This is a genomic window from Methylobacterium sp. J-088 (genome assembly GCF_022829295.1).
In the GTDB taxonomy this organism is placed as follows: domain Bacteria; phylum Pseudomonadota; class Alphaproteobacteria; order Rhizobiales; family Beijerinckiaceae; genus Methylobacterium.
The window spans coordinates 96,084-113,886 of the sequence record NZ_JAKSYH010000049.1 but is presented as its reverse complement, the minus strand read 5'-3'; the positions used below and the strand labels follow the sequence as shown (position 1 = coordinate 113,886).

16 protein-coding genes are annotated in these 17,803 nt (G+C 71.3%); 13 read left to right on the top strand and 3 right to left on the bottom strand.

Translation table 11 applies throughout. The annotated features are described in order from the left end of the window. Positions 1-140: 140 nt before the first annotated feature. From MKK63_RS05880 to MKK63_RS05850, 7 genes are read left to right on the top strand one after another with little or no spacing between them, the layout of a single operon-like run. Complete coding sequence (locus MKK63_RS05880; RefSeq protein WP_243999586.1) at positions 141-1,778, top strand: amidohydrolase; 1,638 nt, start codon at positions 141-143, stop codon at positions 1,776-1,778. Continuing rightward, positions 1,775-2,767 (top strand): CobW family GTP-binding protein, encoded by a 993-nt coding sequence (locus tag MKK63_RS05875; protein ID WP_243999584.1) that lies wholly within the window; start codon positions 1,775-1,777, stop codon positions 2,765-2,767. Before MKK63_RS05880 ends, MKK63_RS05875 begins: the two co-directional genes overlap by 4 nt. Next, a complete protein-coding gene (locus tag MKK63_RS05870) occupies positions 2,758-4,377 on the top strand; it encodes an ABC transporter substrate-binding protein (RefSeq protein WP_243999582.1) in 1,620 nt (539 codons plus the stop codon). Before MKK63_RS05875 ends, MKK63_RS05870 begins: the two co-directional genes overlap by 10 nt. Next, entirely contained in the window at positions 4,374-5,357 is a 984-nt protein-coding gene (locus tag MKK63_RS05865) for an ABC transporter permease (RefSeq protein WP_243999580.1), read from the top strand. Before MKK63_RS05870 ends, MKK63_RS05865 begins: the two co-directional genes overlap by 4 nt. Next, positions 5,354-6,277: an ABC transporter permease gene (locus tag MKK63_RS05860; protein ID WP_243999578.1), complete on the top strand. Its 924-nt coding sequence runs from the start codon at positions 5,354-5,356 to the stop codon at positions 6,275-6,277. Before MKK63_RS05865 ends, MKK63_RS05860 begins: the two co-directional genes overlap by 4 nt. Before the next feature lie 3 nt (positions 6,278-6,280). Continuing rightward, on the top strand, positions 6,281-7,276 hold the full coding sequence (locus MKK63_RS05855; protein WP_243999576.1) for an ABC transporter ATP-binding protein: 996 nt from the start codon (positions 6,281-6,283) through the stop codon (positions 7,274-7,276). Then, positions 7,273-8,295, top strand: a complete 1,023-nt coding sequence (locus MKK63_RS05850) for an ABC transporter ATP-binding protein (RefSeq protein WP_243999574.1) — start codon at positions 7,273-7,275, stop codon at positions 8,293-8,295. Before MKK63_RS05855 ends, MKK63_RS05850 begins: the two co-directional genes overlap by 4 nt. A gap of 84 nt (positions 8,296-8,379) precedes the next feature. Here MKK63_RS05850 and MKK63_RS05845 read toward each other — a convergent pair whose 3' ends face one another. After that, positions 8,380-9,768 (bottom strand): NAD(P)/FAD-dependent oxidoreductase, encoded by a 1,389-nt coding sequence (locus MKK63_RS05845; protein WP_243999571.1) that lies wholly within the window; start codon positions 9,766-9,768, stop codon positions 8,380-8,382. Between the two features lie 12 nt (positions 9,769-9,780). After that, a complete protein-coding gene (locus tag MKK63_RS05840; RefSeq protein WP_243999568.1) occupies positions 9,781-10,179 on the bottom strand; it encodes a nuclear transport factor 2 family protein in 399 nt (132 codons plus the stop codon). Between the two features lie 249 nt (positions 10,180-10,428). Between MKK63_RS05840 and tauA the strand changes: the two genes are divergently transcribed. From tauA to MKK63_RS05815, 5 genes are all read left to right on the top strand, one after another. After that, entirely contained in the window at positions 10,429-11,460 is a 1,032-nt protein-coding gene (gene tauA / locus MKK63_RS05835; RefSeq protein ID WP_243999566.1) for a taurine ABC transporter substrate-binding protein, read from the top strand. A gap of 21 nt (positions 11,461-11,481) precedes the next feature. Next, positions 11,482-12,273 carry a taurine ABC transporter ATP-binding protein gene (locus MKK63_RS05830; RefSeq protein ID WP_243999564.1) on the top strand — a complete coding sequence of 264 codons (792 nt, stop codon included), beginning with the start codon at positions 11,482-11,484 and terminating at the stop codon, positions 12,271-12,273. After that, positions 12,270-13,112 carry an ABC transporter permease subunit gene (locus tag MKK63_RS05825; protein ID WP_243999563.1) on the top strand — a complete coding sequence of 281 codons (843 nt, stop codon included), beginning with the start codon at positions 12,270-12,272 and terminating at the stop codon, positions 13,110-13,112. Before MKK63_RS05830 ends, MKK63_RS05825 begins: the two co-directional genes overlap by 4 nt. 116 nt (positions 13,113-13,228) lie before the next feature. Continuing rightward, positions 13,229-14,749 (top strand): aldehyde dehydrogenase family protein, encoded by a 1,521-nt coding sequence (locus MKK63_RS05820; RefSeq protein ID WP_243999562.1) that lies wholly within the window; start codon positions 13,229-13,231, stop codon positions 14,747-14,749. 4 nt (positions 14,750-14,753) lie between these two features. Then, positions 14,754-15,527, top strand: a complete 774-nt coding sequence (locus tag MKK63_RS05815) for a sulfite exporter TauE/SafE family protein (protein ID WP_243999560.1) — start codon at positions 14,754-14,756, stop codon at positions 15,525-15,527. Here the strand turns inward: MKK63_RS05815 and MKK63_RS05810 are convergent. Continuing rightward, on the bottom strand, positions 15,501-17,006 hold the full coding sequence (locus MKK63_RS05810) for a PLP-dependent aminotransferase family protein (protein ID WP_243999558.1): 1,506 nt from the start codon (positions 17,004-17,006) through the stop codon (positions 15,501-15,503). The two genes, MKK63_RS05815 and MKK63_RS05810, sit on opposite strands and share 27 nt — an antisense overlap. A gap of 416 nt (positions 17,007-17,422) precedes the next feature. Between MKK63_RS05810 and MKK63_RS05805 the strand changes: the two genes are divergently transcribed. Beyond that, on the top strand, positions 17,423-17,794 hold the full coding sequence (locus tag MKK63_RS05805) for a DUF971 domain-containing protein (protein WP_243999556.1): 372 nt from the start codon (positions 17,423-17,425) through the stop codon (positions 17,792-17,794). Positions 17,795-17,803: the final 9 nt, after the last annotated feature.

The window sequence follows — 17,803 nt, the reverse complement described above, 5'->3', positions numbered from 1 at the left end:
ATCCCCGGCAGCACCTGCATCGCCGCGTGGGCCGGAGCTCCGATCGGCGGCGCCGCGCCCTGGCTCCCTTCATCCCCGGCGTCTGGCGCTAGCGGTCCGGGCGAACGGCCGGCATCCTAAGCGTCGTGCCGAGGACAGCCATGCCGAGTGAGATCACCCTCTTTGAGGCCCGGCGGGTCATCACGATGAACCCATCGCGTTCGGATGCGACGCATATCGCCGTGCGGGACGGGCGCGTGCTGATGGTCGGGACGCCGGCCGAGTTCGACGGGCTCGACGCGGTGCCGGATCGCCGCTTCGCCGACAAGGTCATCCTCCCCGGCTTCGTCGAGGGGCACGCCCACGTGATGGAGGGCACCCTCTGGCGCCAGACCTATGTCGGCGCCGGCGACCGCCGCAGCCCGGACGGACGTCGCGTGCCGGGTCTGCGCGACATCGGCGCCGTCGTGGACCGGCTCTCGGAGGCGGACCGGGCCATCGCCGACCCGGACCAGCTGCTCTACGGTTGGGGCTTCGATCCGCTGCATCTCGGCGGCGCGCGCCTGACCCGCCACGACCTCGACCGGGTCTCGACCACCCGGCCGGTGATGGTCCACCATGCCAGCCTGCACATCACCAACGTCAACAGCCTGCTCCTGGAGATGGCCGGCTTCGATGAGCACACGGCCATCGACGGCGTGCCGAAGCTGCCGGACGGCACGCCGTCCGGCGAGCTGCAGGGGATCGCCGCGCGGCTGCGCCTGTTCCGGGGGCTCGGCTACAACCCGATGAGCGGGACCCTCGACGCCGCCGATGTGGGCCGGTTCGGCGCGGCTGCGCAACTCCAGGGCATCACCACCATCGCCGACCTGCACAACGACCTCACGGACGCGACCGTGGCGGTTTACGGCGCTGCCTGCGTCGAGGGACTGCCGGTGCGGATCGTGCCGGCTCTGGCCTCGGTCTCGTGCCCCCCGGAAGACGGGGTCGCCAGGATCGGCCGCCTCGCCGCCGCTAGCACCGAGCGCCTCCGCTTCGGCATCGTGAAGATCGTCGTCGACGGGTCGATCCAGGGCTTCACCGCCCGGCTCCTGCCGCCGGGCTATCACAACGGCGCGCCGAACGGCCTCTGGTACGTCGCCCCCGAGGATCTCGACCGGATCGTCGGCGTCTACCACGCCGCCGGCATCCAGCTTCACATCCACACCAACGGCAACGAGGCCACCGAGGCGGCGCTCGACGCGGTCGAGAAGGCGCAGATCGCCCATCCCCGTCCCGACCACCGGCACACCCTCCAGCATTGCCAGATGGCAACTGAGGCGCAGCTGCGGCGGGTCAAGGCCCTGGGCCTGTGCCTCAACCTGTTCTCGAACCACCTCTACTACTGGGGTGACGCCCATCACGACCTGACGATGGGGCCAGAGCGGGCAGCCCGGATCGACGCCGCCAGGAGCGCGGCGCGGCTCGGTATCCCGCTCGCGATCCACTCGGACGCGCCGGTGACGCCGCTCGGGCCGCTGTTCACCGCTTGGTGCGCCGTCAACCGGACCACATCGTCGGGGCGCGTGCTCGGCCCCGAGGAGCGGCTGAGCGTCGCCCAAGCCCTGCACGCCGTGACGCTGGGGGCCGCCTACACCCTGCGGATGGACCATTGCGTCGGCTCCATCGAGGCCGGGAAGTTCGCCGATTTCGCCGTCCTCGACGCGGATCCCTACGCGGTACCCCCGGAGGCGCTCAAAGACATTCCGGTCCACGCCACGGTGTTGGGCGGCCGCGTCTTCGCGGTGCCGCCGGCATGAGGCGCGGGCTTCCCCCGCCCGCGACGCGCTGCCCGCTCACGGTCGTTGGCGGCTTCCTCGGGGCCGGCAAGACGACGCTGCTGAACCGGCTGCTCGCCGGGTCGCAGGGCCGCTACGCGGTGCTGGTCAACGATTTCGGCGCGATCAACGTCGATGCGGGCCTGATCCAGAACCATGATGGGCAGACCCTGCGGCTGACCAACGGCTGCGTCTGCTGCAGCCTCGCCGACGGCTTCCTCGACACGCTGATGCGCGTCCTCGCGGAGCCCGAACCCTTCGACCACATCGTCATCGAGGCGAGCGGCGTCGGCGATCCGGGCGCCATCGCGGAGATCGCCCTGGTGGAGCCCAGCCTCGTCCTGCGCGGCGTCGTCGTGCTGGCGGATGCCGAGCGCCTGCCGGGCCTCGCCGCCGACCCGCGCCTGGGCGATACCCTCGCCCGCCAGATCCGCGCGGCCGACCTCCTCGTTCTCAACAAGCGCGACCTCGTGGACGAAGCGGGTCGCGCGGTAGCCCGGGATACGCTCGCCGCCCTCGCGCCCGGCGTCCCGGTCATCGAGACCGTGGCGGCCGCGCTGCCCGCTTCTGTCTTCGATCTCGGCGGCGCAGGTCCGGACCGGGCCCGGCGGGGATCGACCCGGCTGCGGGCCGAGGCGGTGCCGCACGAGGAGGCCTTCCAGCGCCTGCTCTACCGGCGCGCGGGCGCGTTCGACCGCGCCGCGCTCGAACGCGCGCTCGCCGGCATGCCGGCCGCACTCCTGCGGCTGAAGGGTCGCCTCGGTCTGGCCGACAGGCCCGGGATGCACCTGCTGCAGATGGTCGGGCGCCGCTGGAGCCTGTCGCCGCTGCCCGAGCCTGCGCCGGACGAAGCCGAACTCGTCGGCATCGCGGCGACCGATCCCGAAGCCGGCCCGACGCTCGCCGGCCTCCTCGACGCCGCGATGCGACACCCGCACACCCCACACGGAGACCGAACCCGATGCGCCTGACCAAACGCACGCTCCTCGGCGCCGGCCTCTCGGTCCTCGCCGCACCCCTGACGACCCCGATCCTCGACCTGCCGAAGGCGCTGGCCGACGACGCGGCCGCGCCGCTGGTGATCGGCACCAGCCAAGTGCCGCGCCACTTCAACGGCGCCGTGCAGTCCGGCATCGCCACTGGGATGGTGTCGACGCAGATCTTCGCGAGCCCGCTGCGCTACGACGACCAGTGGAACCCGCAACCCTACCTGGCGAAATCCTGGGTCGTCGCCCCCGACAACCTCAGCGTGACGCTCCACCTCGTGGAGGACGCCGTCTTCCACGACGGCCACCCGCTGACCGCCGAGGATGTCGCCTTCTCGATCGGGGTGATCAAGGCCAACCATCCGTTCCAGACCATGCTGGAGCCGGTCTCGACGGTCGAGACCCCCGATGCCCACACGGTCATCATCCGGCTCGCGCGCCCGCACCCGGCGCTGCTGCTGGCCATGTCGCCCGGCCTGATGCCGATCCTGCCCAAGCACGTCTACGGCGACGGCCAGGACATCAAGACCCACCCGGCCAACCTGAAGCCCGTCGGCTCCGGCCCGTTCAAGTTCGTGGAGTACAAGCAGGGCGAGTCGATCCAGCTCGAGCGATTCGACCGGTTCTTCATCCCCGGGCGGCCCAGGTTGGCGCGGCTCGTCTACCGGATCCTGCCGGACCAGAACAGCCTCGTCATCGCCACCGAGCGGCGCGAGATCGGCATGCTGCCGTTCCTCTCCTCGGTGCGCGACATCGAGCGACTCGCCAAGGCGCCGACCCTGACCGTGACGGATCGCGGCTTCGAGGGGATCGGCCCGATCAACTGGCTGGCCTTCAACTGCGGGAAGAAGCCCCTCGACGACGTGCGCGTCCGTCGGGCCATCGCGCTGGCGGCCAACCGCGACTTCATCACCGGCAAGCTGCTCGGCGGCGTCGCGAAGGCGGCCACCGGCCCGATCGTGCCGGGCTCGCCGTTCTACGAGCCGGCCGTCGACCTCTACAAGCTCGACATCGCCGAGGCGGACGCCCTGCTCGACGAGGCCGGCCTGAAGAAGGGGCCGGATGGCACGCGGTTCCAGCTCACCATCGACTACATCCCCAACGACAACGATCAGCAGCGCAACGTCGCCGAGTACCTGCGGGCCGGCCTCAAGCGGATCAGCATCGCCCTCCAGGTCCGCGCTGCGCCGGACTTCCCAACCTGGGCGCAGCGCGTCTCCAACTTCGATTTCGACCTGACCATGGACAACGTCTTCAACTGGGGCGACCCGGTGATCGGCGTGGCGCGGACCTACCTGTCGACCAATATCCGCAAGGGTGTGATCTGGTCGAATACCCAGCAGTACAAGAACCCGAAGGTCGACGAACTGCTGAACGCCGCCGCGGTCGAGACAGACCTGCAGAAGCGCAAGGCGCTCTACGACGAGTTCCAAAAGATAGTCGTGTCCGAGGCGCCGATCGCCTATCTCAACCTCACCCCCTACAAGGCGGTCTACGACAAGCGCCTGACGAACCTGCCCCTGTCGATCTGGGGGCCGCTCTCGCCCCTCGACGAGGTCGCCTGGGCGCAGGGCGCCGCCGGAGCCGAGCGATGACGGGCCTGCGCAGGCTCGGCGCGACGGCAGCGAACGCCGTCGGCCTGCTGCTCGCCGTGGTGGTACTGAACTTCCTGCTGATCCAGGCGGCGCCAGGTGATCCGGCGCAGGTCATCGCCGGGGAGATGGGCGGTGCCTCGCCGGAGATCATGGCCGAGATCCGCACGCGCTACGGCCTCGACCGCAGCCTGCCCGAGCAGCTCGCGACCTATGTCGGCAAGGTCGCGCGGGGCGATCTCGGCTACTCGTTCTTCTTCAACGAGCCGGTCTCGCGCCTCATCCTCGGGCGGCTGCCGGCCACCGCCGTGCTGGTCCTGTCGTCCCTCGGCTTCGCGGTGCTCACCGGCGCCGGCCTCGGGATCCTGGGCGCCCGCAAACCGAACGGCCTCCTCAGTCACGCGGTCTCCCTGGTGGCGATCGCCGGCAACGCCGCGCCGGTGTTCTGGACCGGCCTGATGCTGCTGGTCGTGTTCGCCTCCCTGTGGCCGGTGCTCCCGGTCGCCGGGATGGAGGACGTGGCCACCCCGCGCCACGGCCTCGCCTACGGTCTCGACGTCGCCCAGCACCTGGTCCTGCCGGCGCTGACCCTCGGCATCGTCTACGTCGCGCAGTACAGCCGCCTGATGCGCGCCAGCATGATCGACGCGCTCAACGCCGACTACGTCCGGACCGCCCGGGCCAAGGGCCTGCCGGAGCGGATCGTGATCGGCAAGCACGCGCTGCGCAACGCGCTGATCCCCCTCGTCACCATGGTCGGGCTCCAGTTCGGTCAGCTCTTCGCCGGGGCGATCCTGGTGGAGACCGTGTTCGCGTGGCCGGGGCTCGGCCGGCTGACCTTCGACTCGATCCTGCGGCGCGACTACCCGACGCTGCTCGGGATCCTGTTCTGCTCGGCGCTGCTGGTCATCGCGGCGAACCTCGTCACCGACCTCCTCTATCGCCTGATCGACCCGCGGATCCGCGCCGGGAGGCCGGCATGAGCGCCCTCGTCGCGGCCGAGCCGGCGGTGCGGCCCGAGCCGATGCGTTCCGAGGCGGCGGTCCCGATGCCGCGTCCCGCGGCGAATCCCGGCCTTGCCGCCCTGCGCCTGTTCCTGCGCAACCCGAGCGGGCTCCTGGGCTCCGTCATCCTGATCGGCCTCCTGTTCGCCGCGCTGGCGGGCCCGCACCTCTACGGGGTCGACCCGTTCGAGATCGTCGGCGCCCCGTTCCAGCCCCCCGGGGGCGACCCGGTGCTGGGTACCGATTACCTCGGCCAGGATATCCTCGCAGCTCTGCTCCAGGGCGGCCGCGCGACCCTGCTGGTCGGGTTCTCGGCGGCCCTCATCACCGTGGTGATCGGCGTGACCTTCGGGGCGCTCGCAGGCTTCTTCGGCGGCCGGGTCGACGCGGCGCTGATGAAGGTCACCGAGTTCTTCCAGGTGCTGCCGACCCTGCTGTTCGCGATGGTTCTGGTCACCCTGTTCGGCCAAAGGATCGCTATCACCACGATCGCGATCGGCATCGTGTCCTGGCCGCCCACGGCCCGTTTGACCCGGGCCGAGTTCCTGCGCCTGCGCGGTCTCGACTTCGTCAAAGCGGCCCGGGCGGCCGGCGCCGGACCGCTCTACCTGATCGGCCGGGTGATCCTGCCGAACGCCGCGCCGCCGATCGTGGTCTCCGCGACGCTGGCGATCGGCACCGCCGTGCTGTTCGAGGGCGCCCTGAGCTTCCTCGGGCTGGGCGACCCCAACGTGATGAGCTGGGGGCTGATGATCGGCCAGAACCGCGCCTACGCCCTGGAGGCGTGGTGGACCGTGCTGCTGCCCGGGGCGGCGATCTTCCTCGCGGTCCTCGGGGTCAGCCTCGTGGGCGACGCGGTCAACGACGCGGTCAATCCGCGCCTGCGCAAGCGGAGCTGAGCGATGGCCCCCGTTCTCGCCGTCGAGGATCTGACCGTCACCCTGACGCAGACGGACGGCCCCGTGCCGGTCCTGGAGCGGCTGAGCTTTTCCGTCGAGGCCGGCCGCACCGTCGCGCTCGTCGGCGAATCCGGTTGCGGCAAGAGCATGACGGCGCTGGCCATCATGGGTCTGCTGCCGGAGGGCTTCGCCCGGGCCGGCGGCCGGATCCGGCTCGCCGGGGAGGATATCGCAACCGCCAAGCCGGCCCGGCTGCGGGCCCTGCGCGGCAGCGCCCTGTCGATGATCTTCCAGGAGCCGATGACGGCCCTGAATCCAGTCTACACGGTGGGCGACCAGATCGCCGAGGCGCTGCGGCTCCACCAGCGGCTCGGGCGCCGCGCCGCGCTGGAGCGGGCGCTGGCGATGCTCAGGGCCGTGCAGATCCCCGCGGCCGAACGGCGCCTGCATGCCTACCCGCACGAACTCTCCGGCGGCATGCGCCAGCGGGTGATGATCGCCATGGCGCTGGCCTGTCGGCCCAAGCTCCTGATCGCCGACGAGCCCACAACGGCGCTCGACGTGACCGTCCAGGCGCAGGTCTTCGACCTGCTGAAGGCCCTGCAGGACGAGATGGGCACCGCCATCGTGCTGATCACCCACGACCTCGGCGCGGTGGCCGACATCGCCGACACCGTGGCGGTGCTCTACGCCGGGCGCTGTATCGAGCAGGGCGACACCCGGTCGGTGATGCGCGCGCCGCAGCATCCCTACACGCGGGGGCTAATGGGCTGCACGCCGCATCTGCGCCTCGGCGCGGCGGCCGATGCGGGGACGGGGCCGCTGCGTGAGATCCCGGGCCTCGTTCCGCCGCTCGGCCGGCGACCGGCGATCTGCGCCTTCGCGGACCGCTGCGGCCGGGCCGATGCCATCTGCCTGGACAATCTCCAGCCGCCCCTGGCCGAGGCTGGCCCGTCCCGGGCGGTGGCCTGCTGGCATCCGGAGACCCGCGCCGCATGACGACGAACGCCGCATCATTCCCGACCGGGGCGGACCTGCTGCAGGTCAACGATCTGAAGGTCCACTTCCCGGTCCCGGGGGGCGGGCGCGTCCACGCGGTCGATGGCGTGAGCTTCGTCGTGCGCCGGGGCGCCAGCTTCGGCATCGTCGGGGAATCCGGCTCCGGCAAGTCGACCACGGCGCAGGGGATCATGCGCCTCGTCCCGGCGACCGCGGGTCAGGTGGTCCTGCGCGGCGACGACATCCTCGGCCTCCGGGGCGCCCGGCTCCGGCAGGCGCGGCGCCACATCCAGATGGTGTTTCAGGACCCGTTCGCCTCCCTCGATCCCCGGCGCTGCGCCGGGGATCTCGTGGCCGAGCCGCTGCGGCTGCTGGAGGGGCTCTCGCGCAGGCGGGCGGCGGCGCGGCTCGACGGGCTGTTCGCCGCGGTGGGCCTGCCCTCCGAGGCCCGGAGCCTGTTCCCGCACCAGTTCTCGGGCGGGCAGCGCCAGCGCCTGTGCATCGCCCGGGCGCTGGCGACCGAGCCCGACATCATTGTCTGCGACGAGGCGGTGTCGGCCCTCGACGTCGCGATCCAAGCGCAGATCCTCAACCTCCTGGCCAAGCTCCAGGCCGAGCGCGGCCTCGCCTACATCTTCATCTCGCACGACCTCGGCGTCGTGCAGCACCTCTGCGACGAGGTCGCGGTGATGTATCTCGGCCGCATCGTCGAGCAGGCGCCGACGCGGACATTCTTCTCCGCTCCGCGCCATCCCTACAGCTGGTCGCTGATCTCGGCGGCGGTGCCGGCCGGTCCCGCGCGGGACGCCCTGAAGGCGCGCTACCTCGTGCGCGGCGAGCCGCCGAGCCCGATCGATCCGCCCGCCGGCTGCCGCTTCGCCGGGCGGTGCCCGTTCGCGGTCGAGCGCTGCCGTGCCGAGGATCCTACCCTGCTGGCGACCGGCCCGGGCCACTACGTCGCCTGTCACCGGGTCGGCGAGATCGAGGTACCGAATTTCGACCGGGCCCAGGCCGCCTGACGCCACGCGGTCCTCCACCTCCATACGAAGAGGCCGCCCCGAACGCACGGGACGGCCTCTTCGTGTCCGCCGGCGGCGGCCGGTTCAGGCCGCCTCGTCGCGGTGATGGTACCAGCGATACAGCATCCGCTGCCCGATGCGCCGGAACGGGGCGAAGGGGTGGCCCGGGAGCGCTCCCTCGAAGATCGGCAGGCCCGCGGGCCTGCGCCCAGCGACCAGCCCAGCGAGCCGGCGGCCGGCCTGGGCCGAGAACGCGACGCCGTTGCCGCCGTAGCCCATGGCATAGAACAGGGGCTCGCCCGGTTCGGGCTGGACGATGCGGGGCATCATGTCGTGGCTGACATCGACCCAGCCCCACCACGAATAGTCGATCCCGATGCCTTCGAGGACCGGGAATTTCTGGTGCAGGCCGTCCACCAGCAGGCGCAGGTGGCGTGGATGGGTCGCGTCCGCGCCGGTGATCGCGCTGCGGCTGCCGATCTGCACCCGGCCGTCCGGCAGCCGGCGGTAATAGAACCGCAGGGTGCGCGTGTCGGTGACGAAGGTCGTCGTGCGCAGCGTCGCGGCGATCTCGTCGGCGGTGAGCGGCCGCGTGACCAGAGAATTCGACAGGATCGGCATGATCCGGCTGCGCAGGCGCGGGTGCAGCCCCTGGCTGGTATAGCCGCCCGTGGCGATCGCGACCGCGCGGGCCCGCACGGTCCCGTGGGGCGTCCGCACCCGGAAGCCGCCGCCGTCGCGATCGATCCCGAGCACCGGACTGGAAGGGTGGACCTTGGCCCCGGCCGCCCGTGCGGCCCGGAGGTAACCGAAGGCGAACTTGCCCGGATGGATGCCGATCCCAAGCGGTTCGTGGAGCGCGCCGACCGCCCCGGCCTCGTCCATCCAGTCGCGCCGCAGCTCGTCCGCGCCCAGCATCCGGGTGCGGTAGCCGAAGACCGAGTTGGCGACCTCGGACTCGGCCGAAAGCTTGGCCAAGGTTCGGGACCGATGGGCGACGTAGATGTGGCCGCCGGGCTGCGGATCGGGATCGAACTCGCGCACGAGGCCGGTGAAATACTTGAAGCCCTCTAGGATCTCGGCGTGGAGGCGGAGCGCGGTCTCGCGGCCGTAGCGGGCGATCCATTGCGAGCGGCTGAGCCGGCCCGAAGCGTTCTGACCCTGGCCGCCGTTGCGGGTACTGCAGCCCCAGGCGACCCGGTTGGCCTCCAAGACGGTAGCCTTGATGCCGTGATCGCGGGCGAGGCTGAGGGCGCAGGACAGGCCGGTGAAGCCCGAGCCGACGATCACCACGTCCGCATCGACGTCCCCCGTGATCGGGCCGTCATCGGCCGGCGGCGGGCCTGCGGTGGCCACCCAGTAGGTCGGCGCGTAGGCGCGGTCCGTCCCCGGGGTGGCGTCGGTCAGCGGGTCGTAGGTCGGATCGTAGGGCGCGCCGGTCGGGCGCGGGACGGGATCGGGGGTCAGACTCACGCTCCGCCTCCCTCAGGCCGCCTGGACCGGGCGATCCTTGCGGAAGGCGCTCTTGCGGGCGATCAGCCGGCCCTCGAACACGAACAGGTCGACCCCCTCCACGGCGACCCGGCCACCATCGGCCCGGGTGCCGGTGAACAGCCATTCCGATGTCGCTCGCTCCCCCGCCAGCGTGTGGCGCGACACCGTCCAGGCCACATCCGGCATGTCGGTCCAGACCGCCACGAAGGCCGCCCGCACCGCGTCCTGGCCGGACAGCCGGCGGCCGTGCGCCTCCGGACCGGCGGCGGTGTCGAACACGACACCCGGCGTGAAGCAGGCCATGACACCCTCGGCGTCGTGGCGGTTGAAGGCGGCGAACAGGCGTTCCAGCAGGGCGTGGCGCTCGGCTTCAATCGTCGCTTCACTCATAGCATTGCGCTCCCCTTGCGCGCCCACAGGCGGCCGTCGTTCGCGCTGACCTAACGCCGCGGCAGGCCGGCAGACGAGATCCAGAGCGAGGCCAAAGACGCATCCAGTTGGGGGGCGCACCAAGGGGCGGAGGAGCCAGTCGGAGACGATTTGGGCAGAGTCTGGCCCCTTGTGCACGGGGCTTGCCTTGTCGGACCCTGTCGCAAGCCGAGCCGCTTCGATCCGGTTTGCTCAAGGGGGAGTGTGGACATGGACAGCGTAAGGCCGCGATCGAACCCGCGCCGCTCCGTGGTGCGCACGCTCCTGACCGCCCTGACGCCCCTGGTTCTGGGCCTCCTCGCGCCCGGCCCCGCCTGGGCCGCCGAGAAGTCGGTCACCTTCGCCCACCAGGACATGGTGGTGCCGTTCCGGGCCCTGATGGCCTCGGGGGCGATCGAGAAGGCTACCGGCTACACGGTGACCTGGCGCAAGTTTGGCGGCGGCGGCGACGTGATCCGCGCCATGGCGTCGGGCAACGTTCAGATCGGCGAGGCGGGCTCGAGCCCGATCGCCGCGGCGGCCTCGCAGGGGCTCGACATCCAGCTCTTCTGGATCCTCGACGAGATTGCCGACGCCGAGCAACTCGTGGCGCGCAACGGCACCGGCATCCAGAGCGTGTCCGACCTGCGCGGCAAGACCGTCGCGGTGCCATTCGTCTCGACCTCCCACTACCAGCTGATCGCCGCCCTGGCCGATGCCGGGCTGAGCCAGAAGGACGTGACGATCCTCAACATGCGTCCGCCCGAGATTGCCGCCGCCTGGGAGCGCGGCGACATCGACGCGACCTTCATCTGGGATCCGGTCCTCGCCCGGGTGAAGAAGTCCGGCACGGTGGTGATGTCGGCCGGCGACATCGCCCGCAAGGGCAAGGCGACCTTCGACGGCCTCGTGGTCAACCGGGCCTGGGCTGCGCAGAACCGGGACTTCCTGGTCACCCTGGTGAAGCTGATCGCCGCCGAGGACACCGCCTACGGGGCCAAGCCCTGGGCCGCCGGTTCGCCCAAGGTGAAGGCGGTGGCCAAGATCACCGGCGCCGATCCCGCGGAGGTGCCGGCGAGCCTCGCGAGCTACCGCTTCCCGGCCCTCGACGCGCAGGCCTCCCCGGCCTGGCTCGGCGGCGGGGCCGCCAAGGCCCTGACTGAGACCGCCGAATTCCTGAAGGCGCAGGGCCGCGTCCAGGCCCTGGCGCCGGATTACGGCCGGTTCGTCACCGGGGATTACGTCGCGGCGGCCCGGAAGTAAGCGGCGGCTTCAGAGGGCGGCATGATCGAGATCCGCAACGTCAGCGTCCATTACGGGGAGGGCGAGGCCGGCATCGTCGCCCTCTCGCAGGTGAACCTGACGATCCGGCCCGGGGAGTTCGTGGTCGCGCTCGGCGCCTCCGGCTGTGGCAAGACCACCCTGCTCTCGGCGATCGCGGGCTTCCTCGAACCGACCGAGGGCAGCATCCTCCTCGACGGCGTGCCGATCCGGGGGCCGGGGGCCGACCGGGGGGTGGTGTTCCAGCGCCACGCCCTGATGCCCTGGCTGAGCGTGGCCGAGAACGTGGCGTTCGGCCCCAAGCTGCGCGGCGTCGCGCGCCCGGAGCGGCGCCGGATCGCCCAGGCGATGCTCGACCTCGTCGGACTGGCCGAATTCGCCGACCGGAAGGTCTACGAACTCTCCGGGGGCATGCAGCAGCGGGTCGGCATCGCCCGGGCGCTCGCCGCCGACCCGCGCGCCCTGCTGATGGACGAGCCCCTGGGCGCCCTCGACGCGTTCACGCGCGAGCAGGTCCAAGAGCTGATCCTTCGAATCTGGCACCGGACCGGCAAGATGGCCTTCTTCATCACCCACGACGTCGAGGAGGCGGTGTTCCTGGCCACGAAACTCCTGATCATGAGCCCGCGGCCTGGCCGCATCGTCGAGACGATCGACCTGCCGTTCTCGCGCGCGGTCGTGGCCGGGCGGGAGGCCCGGGCGGTCAAGTCGGATCCCGACTTCATCGCCGTGCGGGAGCGCGTGCTCGCGCGCATCCATCACCGGACCGATCCAGCACTCGGGGGCTCCCGATGAGCGGACTGCCCCTCGACGCGACGGCCGTGCCCGAACCGCAGCGGGCCCGTCCCAAGCGCCCGGCCCGCCGCAGCGGCGCGCTGGTGCCGATCGTCAGCACCGCTACCGTACTGGCCTGCCTCGGCCTCTGGGCGGTCGCGACCCATATCGGCTGGATCAAGCCGCTGTTCCTGCCGCCGCCGGAGGCGGTCCTGTCGGCCCTCGGCCAGGCCTGGAACGGCGATCTGGATGGTGCCCCCCTCGGCATCCATGTCCGCGACAGCCTGCTACGCGTCCTCGGGGCCTTCGGGCTCGCCACTTTGCTCGGCATCCCCGCCGGGCTGGCCATGGGGACGAGCCGGATCGCCCGCGGCATCCTCGACCCGCTGATCGAGTTCTACCGGCCCCTGCCGCCGCTCGCCTACCTGCCGCTGATGATCATCTGGTTCGGGATCGGCGAATTGTCGAAAGTCCTGCTGATCGTCCTCGCCTGCTTCGCCCCGGTGGCGCTGGCGACCCGCTCCGGCGTGCTCTCGGCCTCCGCCGACCAGATCAACGCGGCGCGCGCCCTCGGGGCGAGCCGTGCGCAGGTCCTGCGCTACGTGGTGCTCCCGGCGGCGCTGCCGGAGATCCTGATCGGTCTGCGGATCGGCATGGGCGTGGGCTGGACCACCCTGGTCGCCGCCGAGATGGTGGCGGCCCAGGCCGGGCTCGGCCAGCTCGTCCTCAACGCCTCCAACTTCCTGCGCACCGACGTCGTGGTGATGGGGATCCTGCTGATCGGCCTTTTCGCCACCCTGTTCGAGGTCGGCCTGCGCCAGCTCGAGCGCGTGCTGGTCCCCTGGAAGGGAAAGGCCTGAGGGCAGCCGGGTCCCGCCCTGGCCCCCTCACGCGCCGCCGGCTGGACCTGTCGCGACGCACGGGGCGCCCCTATCGACGGCGGGACGCCCAAAGCTGAGCCACGAGTGAGTCGCCCATGTCGAACGCCCCCGAGAGCCAAACGTGCGGGCAGGCGCGCCTTCCCCGGGGTGTGCGCGATCTCCTCGCCGCCCTAGCCGGCCGCCACCTGATCGGCAATGCGCTGGTCGGCCCGGTGGACGGCGATGGCCTGACCGTCCTCGATCCCGCCACCGGGCACGCCCTGGCCCCGGCGCCGGCGGCCGGCCCGGCGGATGTCGAGGCCGCGGTCGCGGCGGCCCGCGCCGCCGGTCGGGCCTGGGCGCGGGTGCCGGCCCGCGAGCGCGGGCGGCTGGTGGCCGAGGGCGGGCGCCGGATCGCGGCGGCGTCCCCGGATCTCGCCCCGCTGCTGGCCGCCGAGACCGGCAAGGCGATCCGCACCGAGTGCCGCCCCGAGATCGCCACCGCGGCCGACATCCTCGCGATGTTCGGCGGTCTTGCCACCGAATTGAAGGGCGAGACGCTGCCGTTCAGCCCGGACATGCTCGCGCTGACCACCCGCGAGCCCCTGGGCGTGGTGGCGGCGGTCCTGCCCTGGAACGTGCCCCTCGTGCTGATGGCGCTCAAGATCGGACCGGCTCTGGTCGCCGGGAATACCGTGGTGGTGAAGGCGTCCGAGGAGGCCCCCTTCGCGACGATCGAGGCGGCGCGCCTCCTGGCCGATCTCCTGCCGCCCGGCGTCCTCAACGTGATCTGCGGCACCGGTCCCGCCTGCGGAGCGCCGCTGGTCCGGCACCCGGACGTCGCCAAGGTCACCTTCACGGGCTCGCAGGCGGTGGGCGAGGCGATCTACCGCGAGGCCGCCGACAAGCTGATCCCAGTGAGCCTGGAACTCGGCGGCAAGAGTCCGATGCTGGTGTTCGCGGATGCGGACCTCGACCGGGCCGTCGCGGGCGCGGTGGCTGGCATGCGCTTCACCCGACAGGGCCAGAGCTGCACCGCCTCGAGCCGGATCTACGTCGACGCTGAGCTGCACGACCGGTTCGTGGAGCGTCTGGCCGCCGCCGTCTCGAACCTCCGGATGGGCGATCCCCTGGACGAGGCCACCGATATCGGCACCGTGATCAATGCCCGGCAGCGTGCCAAGATCATGGATTACATCGCCCAGGGCGAGGCCACGCCGGGCGCGCGGGCCGTGCGGTGCGGGCGCCTGCCGGCCGCGCCGAATCTCGCCGAGGGCCTGTTCGTGGAGCCAGTCCTGTTCACCGGTCTGACCGAGGACAGCCCGCTCATGCGCGACGAGATCTTCGGTCCGGTCGCCTGCATCGTGCCGTTCTCCGACGAGGAGGCGGTCCTGGAGTCGGCGAATGCGGGCGCGTTCGGCCTCGCCGCAACGGTCTGGACCCGGGACCTGCGCCGGGCGCTGCGGATGTCGCACGCGCTGGATGCGGGCTATGTCCAGGTCAATCAGAACCTGACGATCCAGCCGAATCTCAGCTACGGCGGCTTCAAGAAGTCGGGCCTCGGCAAGGAGGCCTCCCTGGAGTCGATGCTGGAGCATTTCACCCGCAAGAAGACCATCGTGGTCGACATGCGTTAGGGCGGTGCCTCCCCCTCTTCCGATGCCCGAGCCGGCATCTCTGATCGCGATCGCGGCCGCGATCTTCGCCGCGGCGCTGATCCGCGGCTTTACGGGCTTCGGCTTCGCCCTGGCGGCCGTGCCGCTGCTCGGCTTCTCGCTCCCACCGAGCCAGTGCGTCCCGCTCGCGGTCGCCCTCCAGTTCTGCGCGAGCCTGTCCGACCTGCCGCGGGCGCGCCGAACCTGCCATTGGCCCTCGCTCCGCTGGCTCGTCGCCGGCACGGCGATCGGATCACCGCTCGGAGTCGCCGCGCTGGCTGCGGCCAGCCCGGACGTCGCCCGGCTCGGCATCGCGCTGGTCTGCGGTTGCGGGACCGTCGCGCTCCTGCGCGGCTTTCGCTTCGCCGGGCTTCCGCGCGGCAGCGCGACCCTGGCGGTCGGGGTCACCGCCGGCCTGTGTAATGGGCTCGCGGCGATGCCGGGTCCGCCCGTGGTCGCCTATTACCTCGCAACGCCGCTTTCGCCGCAGCAGGGGCGCGCCTCGCTGCTGGTGTTCTTCCTGGCGACGTCGATCGCCAGCGCCGTCAGCCTCGCGACCGCCGGGCTCTTCGGGGTCTTTCTGGCGATCCCGGTTATCGTCGGCATTCCGCTCATCGTCGCCGGCAGCCGGCTCGGCGAGGCGCTTCTCAGGCTCGGTGCCGGACGGGGGCATCGCGCCCTGTCGATCCTGCTGCTCTGCACCGTCGCCGTCACGAGCGTGGTACAGGCGGTCTCAGACTTGCTCGGGCATACCCTGTGACATGGGGATTCCAGCCGGCGTGACCAGTTCCGCGAGGCGGGTGAGGCCCGCCTCGATCCGGTCGGTGCGGATCGAGGCGAAGCCCAGGCGGAAGCAGGCACGGCCGGCCTCCGGATCGGCGTAGAAGATGTCGCCCGGCTCGATCAGGACGCCGCGGGCGCGGCCGCGCACGCTGAGATCCCGGGCATCGAGGCCGACAGGCCCCTCCACCCAGAAGCTCGTGGCCCCCGGGTCGCGCCGCCAGCGGAACGCGGGCAGGAGGCGGGGCAGCAGGCCGGCGATCCGGACGGCGCGCTCCTCCAGGACGGTGGCGGTCCGGCGCAGATGCGTGCGGTAATGCCCGAGCGCCACGAACATCGCGGTGGCGCGCTGATTGTTCGAGGGCGGATGGCGCAGCATCAGCCGCCGCAGCACGCGCAGCTCCGCGATCACGGCCCGGGGCGCCACCACGTAACCGACCCGCAGGCCCGGCGCGAGCACCTTCGAGAAGCTGCCGACATAGATCACGCGGCCGTCCGTATCGAGGCTCTTGAGGGACGGGATCTCGTCCGCCAGCGCGAGGTCGGCCTCGTAATCGTCCTCGACCAGGACGACGTCGTGCCGCCGCGCGGCTTCGAGGAGGGCGCGGCGCCGCTCCAGCGGCATCACCGCGGTGGTCGGGCACTGATGCCCCACAGTGACGAACGCCACGTCCCGGCTGGCGAAGGCGGCATCGGGCACGACCCCGTGCCGGTCGATGGCGAGCGTCGCGAGGTCGTCGGTGGCGAGGGTCAGCATGTTGCGGGTATCGGGATAGCTGGGGTCCTCGACGCCCGCCGCTGTGTCGCGGCCGACCAGCAGCTGGATCAGCAGCGAGAGGGCCTGCTGCGAGCCGATGGTGACCATCACCTCGCCGGCGCTCGCGAAGATGCCCCGCCGCGGCAGCACCTGCAGGCGGAGCTGCTCCACGAGATCGGCGTCGTCCTCGTCGATCAGATCGCCCGCCCAGGCGTTGATCTCGGATACCCCGGAGGCGGCCCGCACGCTCTCGCGCCAGTCGTTGGCCGGGAACAGGGACGGATCGAACTGTCCGAATAGGAAGGGATAGGGATAGTCGAGCCAGTCCCGGGGCTTGGTGATCTGCCGCAGCTGCGCCGGCCGGACCGCGAAGCGCCGAGACCACGCGATGGTTCGTCCGTGGGTCGGTCCGCGTGTCTCAGAGACGGTCAGATCCGGCGCCAGGAAAATCCCGCTGCGCTCGTGAGCGACCAGGAAACCCTCGTCGATGAGCTGCTGGTACGCGTTCACCACGGTGTTGCGAGCGACCCCGAGCAGAGCCGCCAACTGGCGCGTCGAAGGCAGCCGAGCCTCTGCGGTGAACAGCCCCCGTTCGATGGCGGTCACGACTGCCCGACGGATCTGCAGGTGTAGCGCCAAGCCACTCCGGTCGAGTTCCCCGAATAGCTGTGTCCAGGCGAGGGCATGATCGGTGACAGTCATGGCATGCGACTCCGGCTTCGGACACATCACCTGAGGCAAGGATGGCGCCAGCGATCCAGGATCGGCGCATCCCCTTGGGAAGTCCGTTCTGGAGACGGCGTTACGGCTCTCTCAGCGACCGATATGGGTGCGAAGCCGAACGGCTGCTTGTCGGTTGAGGCGTCGGTCGTAGCTCGGATAAGTCGAGGCGCGTGGTCCCAGGATGATCGATCCTTCCGCCGGCCGATCTGAAGCGGCGTCGGCGGCATTAGGTCTGGTCCCGGAGACGCGAACAGCTTACGCAACGCCCCGTTGAGCGCACCGTGTACGAGTGATGCGCATCTCCTGCTGCCGCCTGACTGAAATTTCGGGCAACTAATTGCTGTCGGACCAACCGCTCCTGGGCTTCTGTGACGAAGGCATCAGAGGAGGAGCGTATGGCAAACCGCGCGATCGAGCTTCCGAGCCCGCCTCCGTTCGATCCCGAGGCGATCCCCAACGCCGCGACCCTCTCACGCGGCGGGACCGCGCTCAGACTGATTTGGCATGACGGACTGACCGCGACGCTGCCCGCTGAGCATCTGCGTCTTCGTTGCCGGTGCGCGTGGTGCACCCGCGATCGGGCCGCGGACCGCTTCCCCGACGCCTTCCCCGACATCGCGGTCACCCGCGTCGAACCCATCGGCGGCTATGCCGTCCATATCGCGTTCACCGACGGTCACGCCCGCGGGATCTTCCCCTGGGCTTACCTGCGTGCCCTCGCGGCCGAGGCCGACGACAGCCCGCGAGCCGCGGCGCAGGCCGCCTGAACCCCCGAT

Coding starts and splice junctions, on each gene's coding strand:
- tauA (WP_243999566.1), top strand. CDS start 10,429: ATGGACAGCGTAAGGCCGCGATCGAACCCGCGCCGCTCCGTGGTGCGC.
- MKK63_RS05880 (WP_243999586.1), top strand. CDS start 141: ATGCCGAGTGAGATCACCCTCTTTGAGGCCCGGCGGGTCATCACGATG.
- MKK63_RS05855 (WP_243999576.1), top strand. CDS start 6,281: ATGGCCCCCGTTCTCGCCGTCGAGGATCTGACCGTCACCCTGACGCAG.
- MKK63_RS05865 (WP_243999580.1), top strand. CDS start 4,374: ATGACGGGCCTGCGCAGGCTCGGCGCGACGGCAGCGAACGCCGTCGGC.
- MKK63_RS05840 (WP_243999568.1), bottom strand. CDS start 10,179: ATGAGTGAAGCGACGATTGAAGCCGAGCGCCACGCCCTGCTGGAACGC.
- MKK63_RS05850 (WP_243999574.1), top strand. CDS start 7,273: ATGACGACGAACGCCGCATCATTCCCGACCGGGGCGGACCTGCTGCAG.
- MKK63_RS05870 (WP_243999582.1), top strand. CDS start 2,758: ATGCGCCTGACCAAACGCACGCTCCTCGGCGCCGGCCTCTCGGTCCTC.
- MKK63_RS05820 (WP_243999562.1), top strand. CDS start 13,229: ATGTCGAACGCCCCCGAGAGCCAAACGTGCGGGCAGGCGCGCCTTCCC.
- MKK63_RS05830 (WP_243999564.1), top strand. CDS start 11,482: ATGATCGAGATCCGCAACGTCAGCGTCCATTACGGGGAGGGCGAGGCC.
- MKK63_RS05825 (WP_243999563.1), top strand. CDS start 12,270: ATGAGCGGACTGCCCCTCGACGCGACGGCCGTGCCCGAACCGCAGCGG.
- MKK63_RS05860 (WP_243999578.1), top strand. CDS start 5,354: ATGAGCGCCCTCGTCGCGGCCGAGCCGGCGGTGCGGCCCGAGCCGATG.
- MKK63_RS05875 (WP_243999584.1), top strand. CDS start 1,775: ATGAGGCGCGGGCTTCCCCCGCCCGCGACGCGCTGCCCGCTCACGGTC.
- MKK63_RS05805 (WP_243999556.1), top strand. CDS start 17,423: ATGGCAAACCGCGCGATCGAGCTTCCGAGCCCGCCTCCGTTCGATCCC.
- MKK63_RS05810 (WP_243999558.1), bottom strand. CDS start 17,006: ATGACTGTCACCGATCATGCCCTCGCCTGGACACAGCTATTCGGGGAA.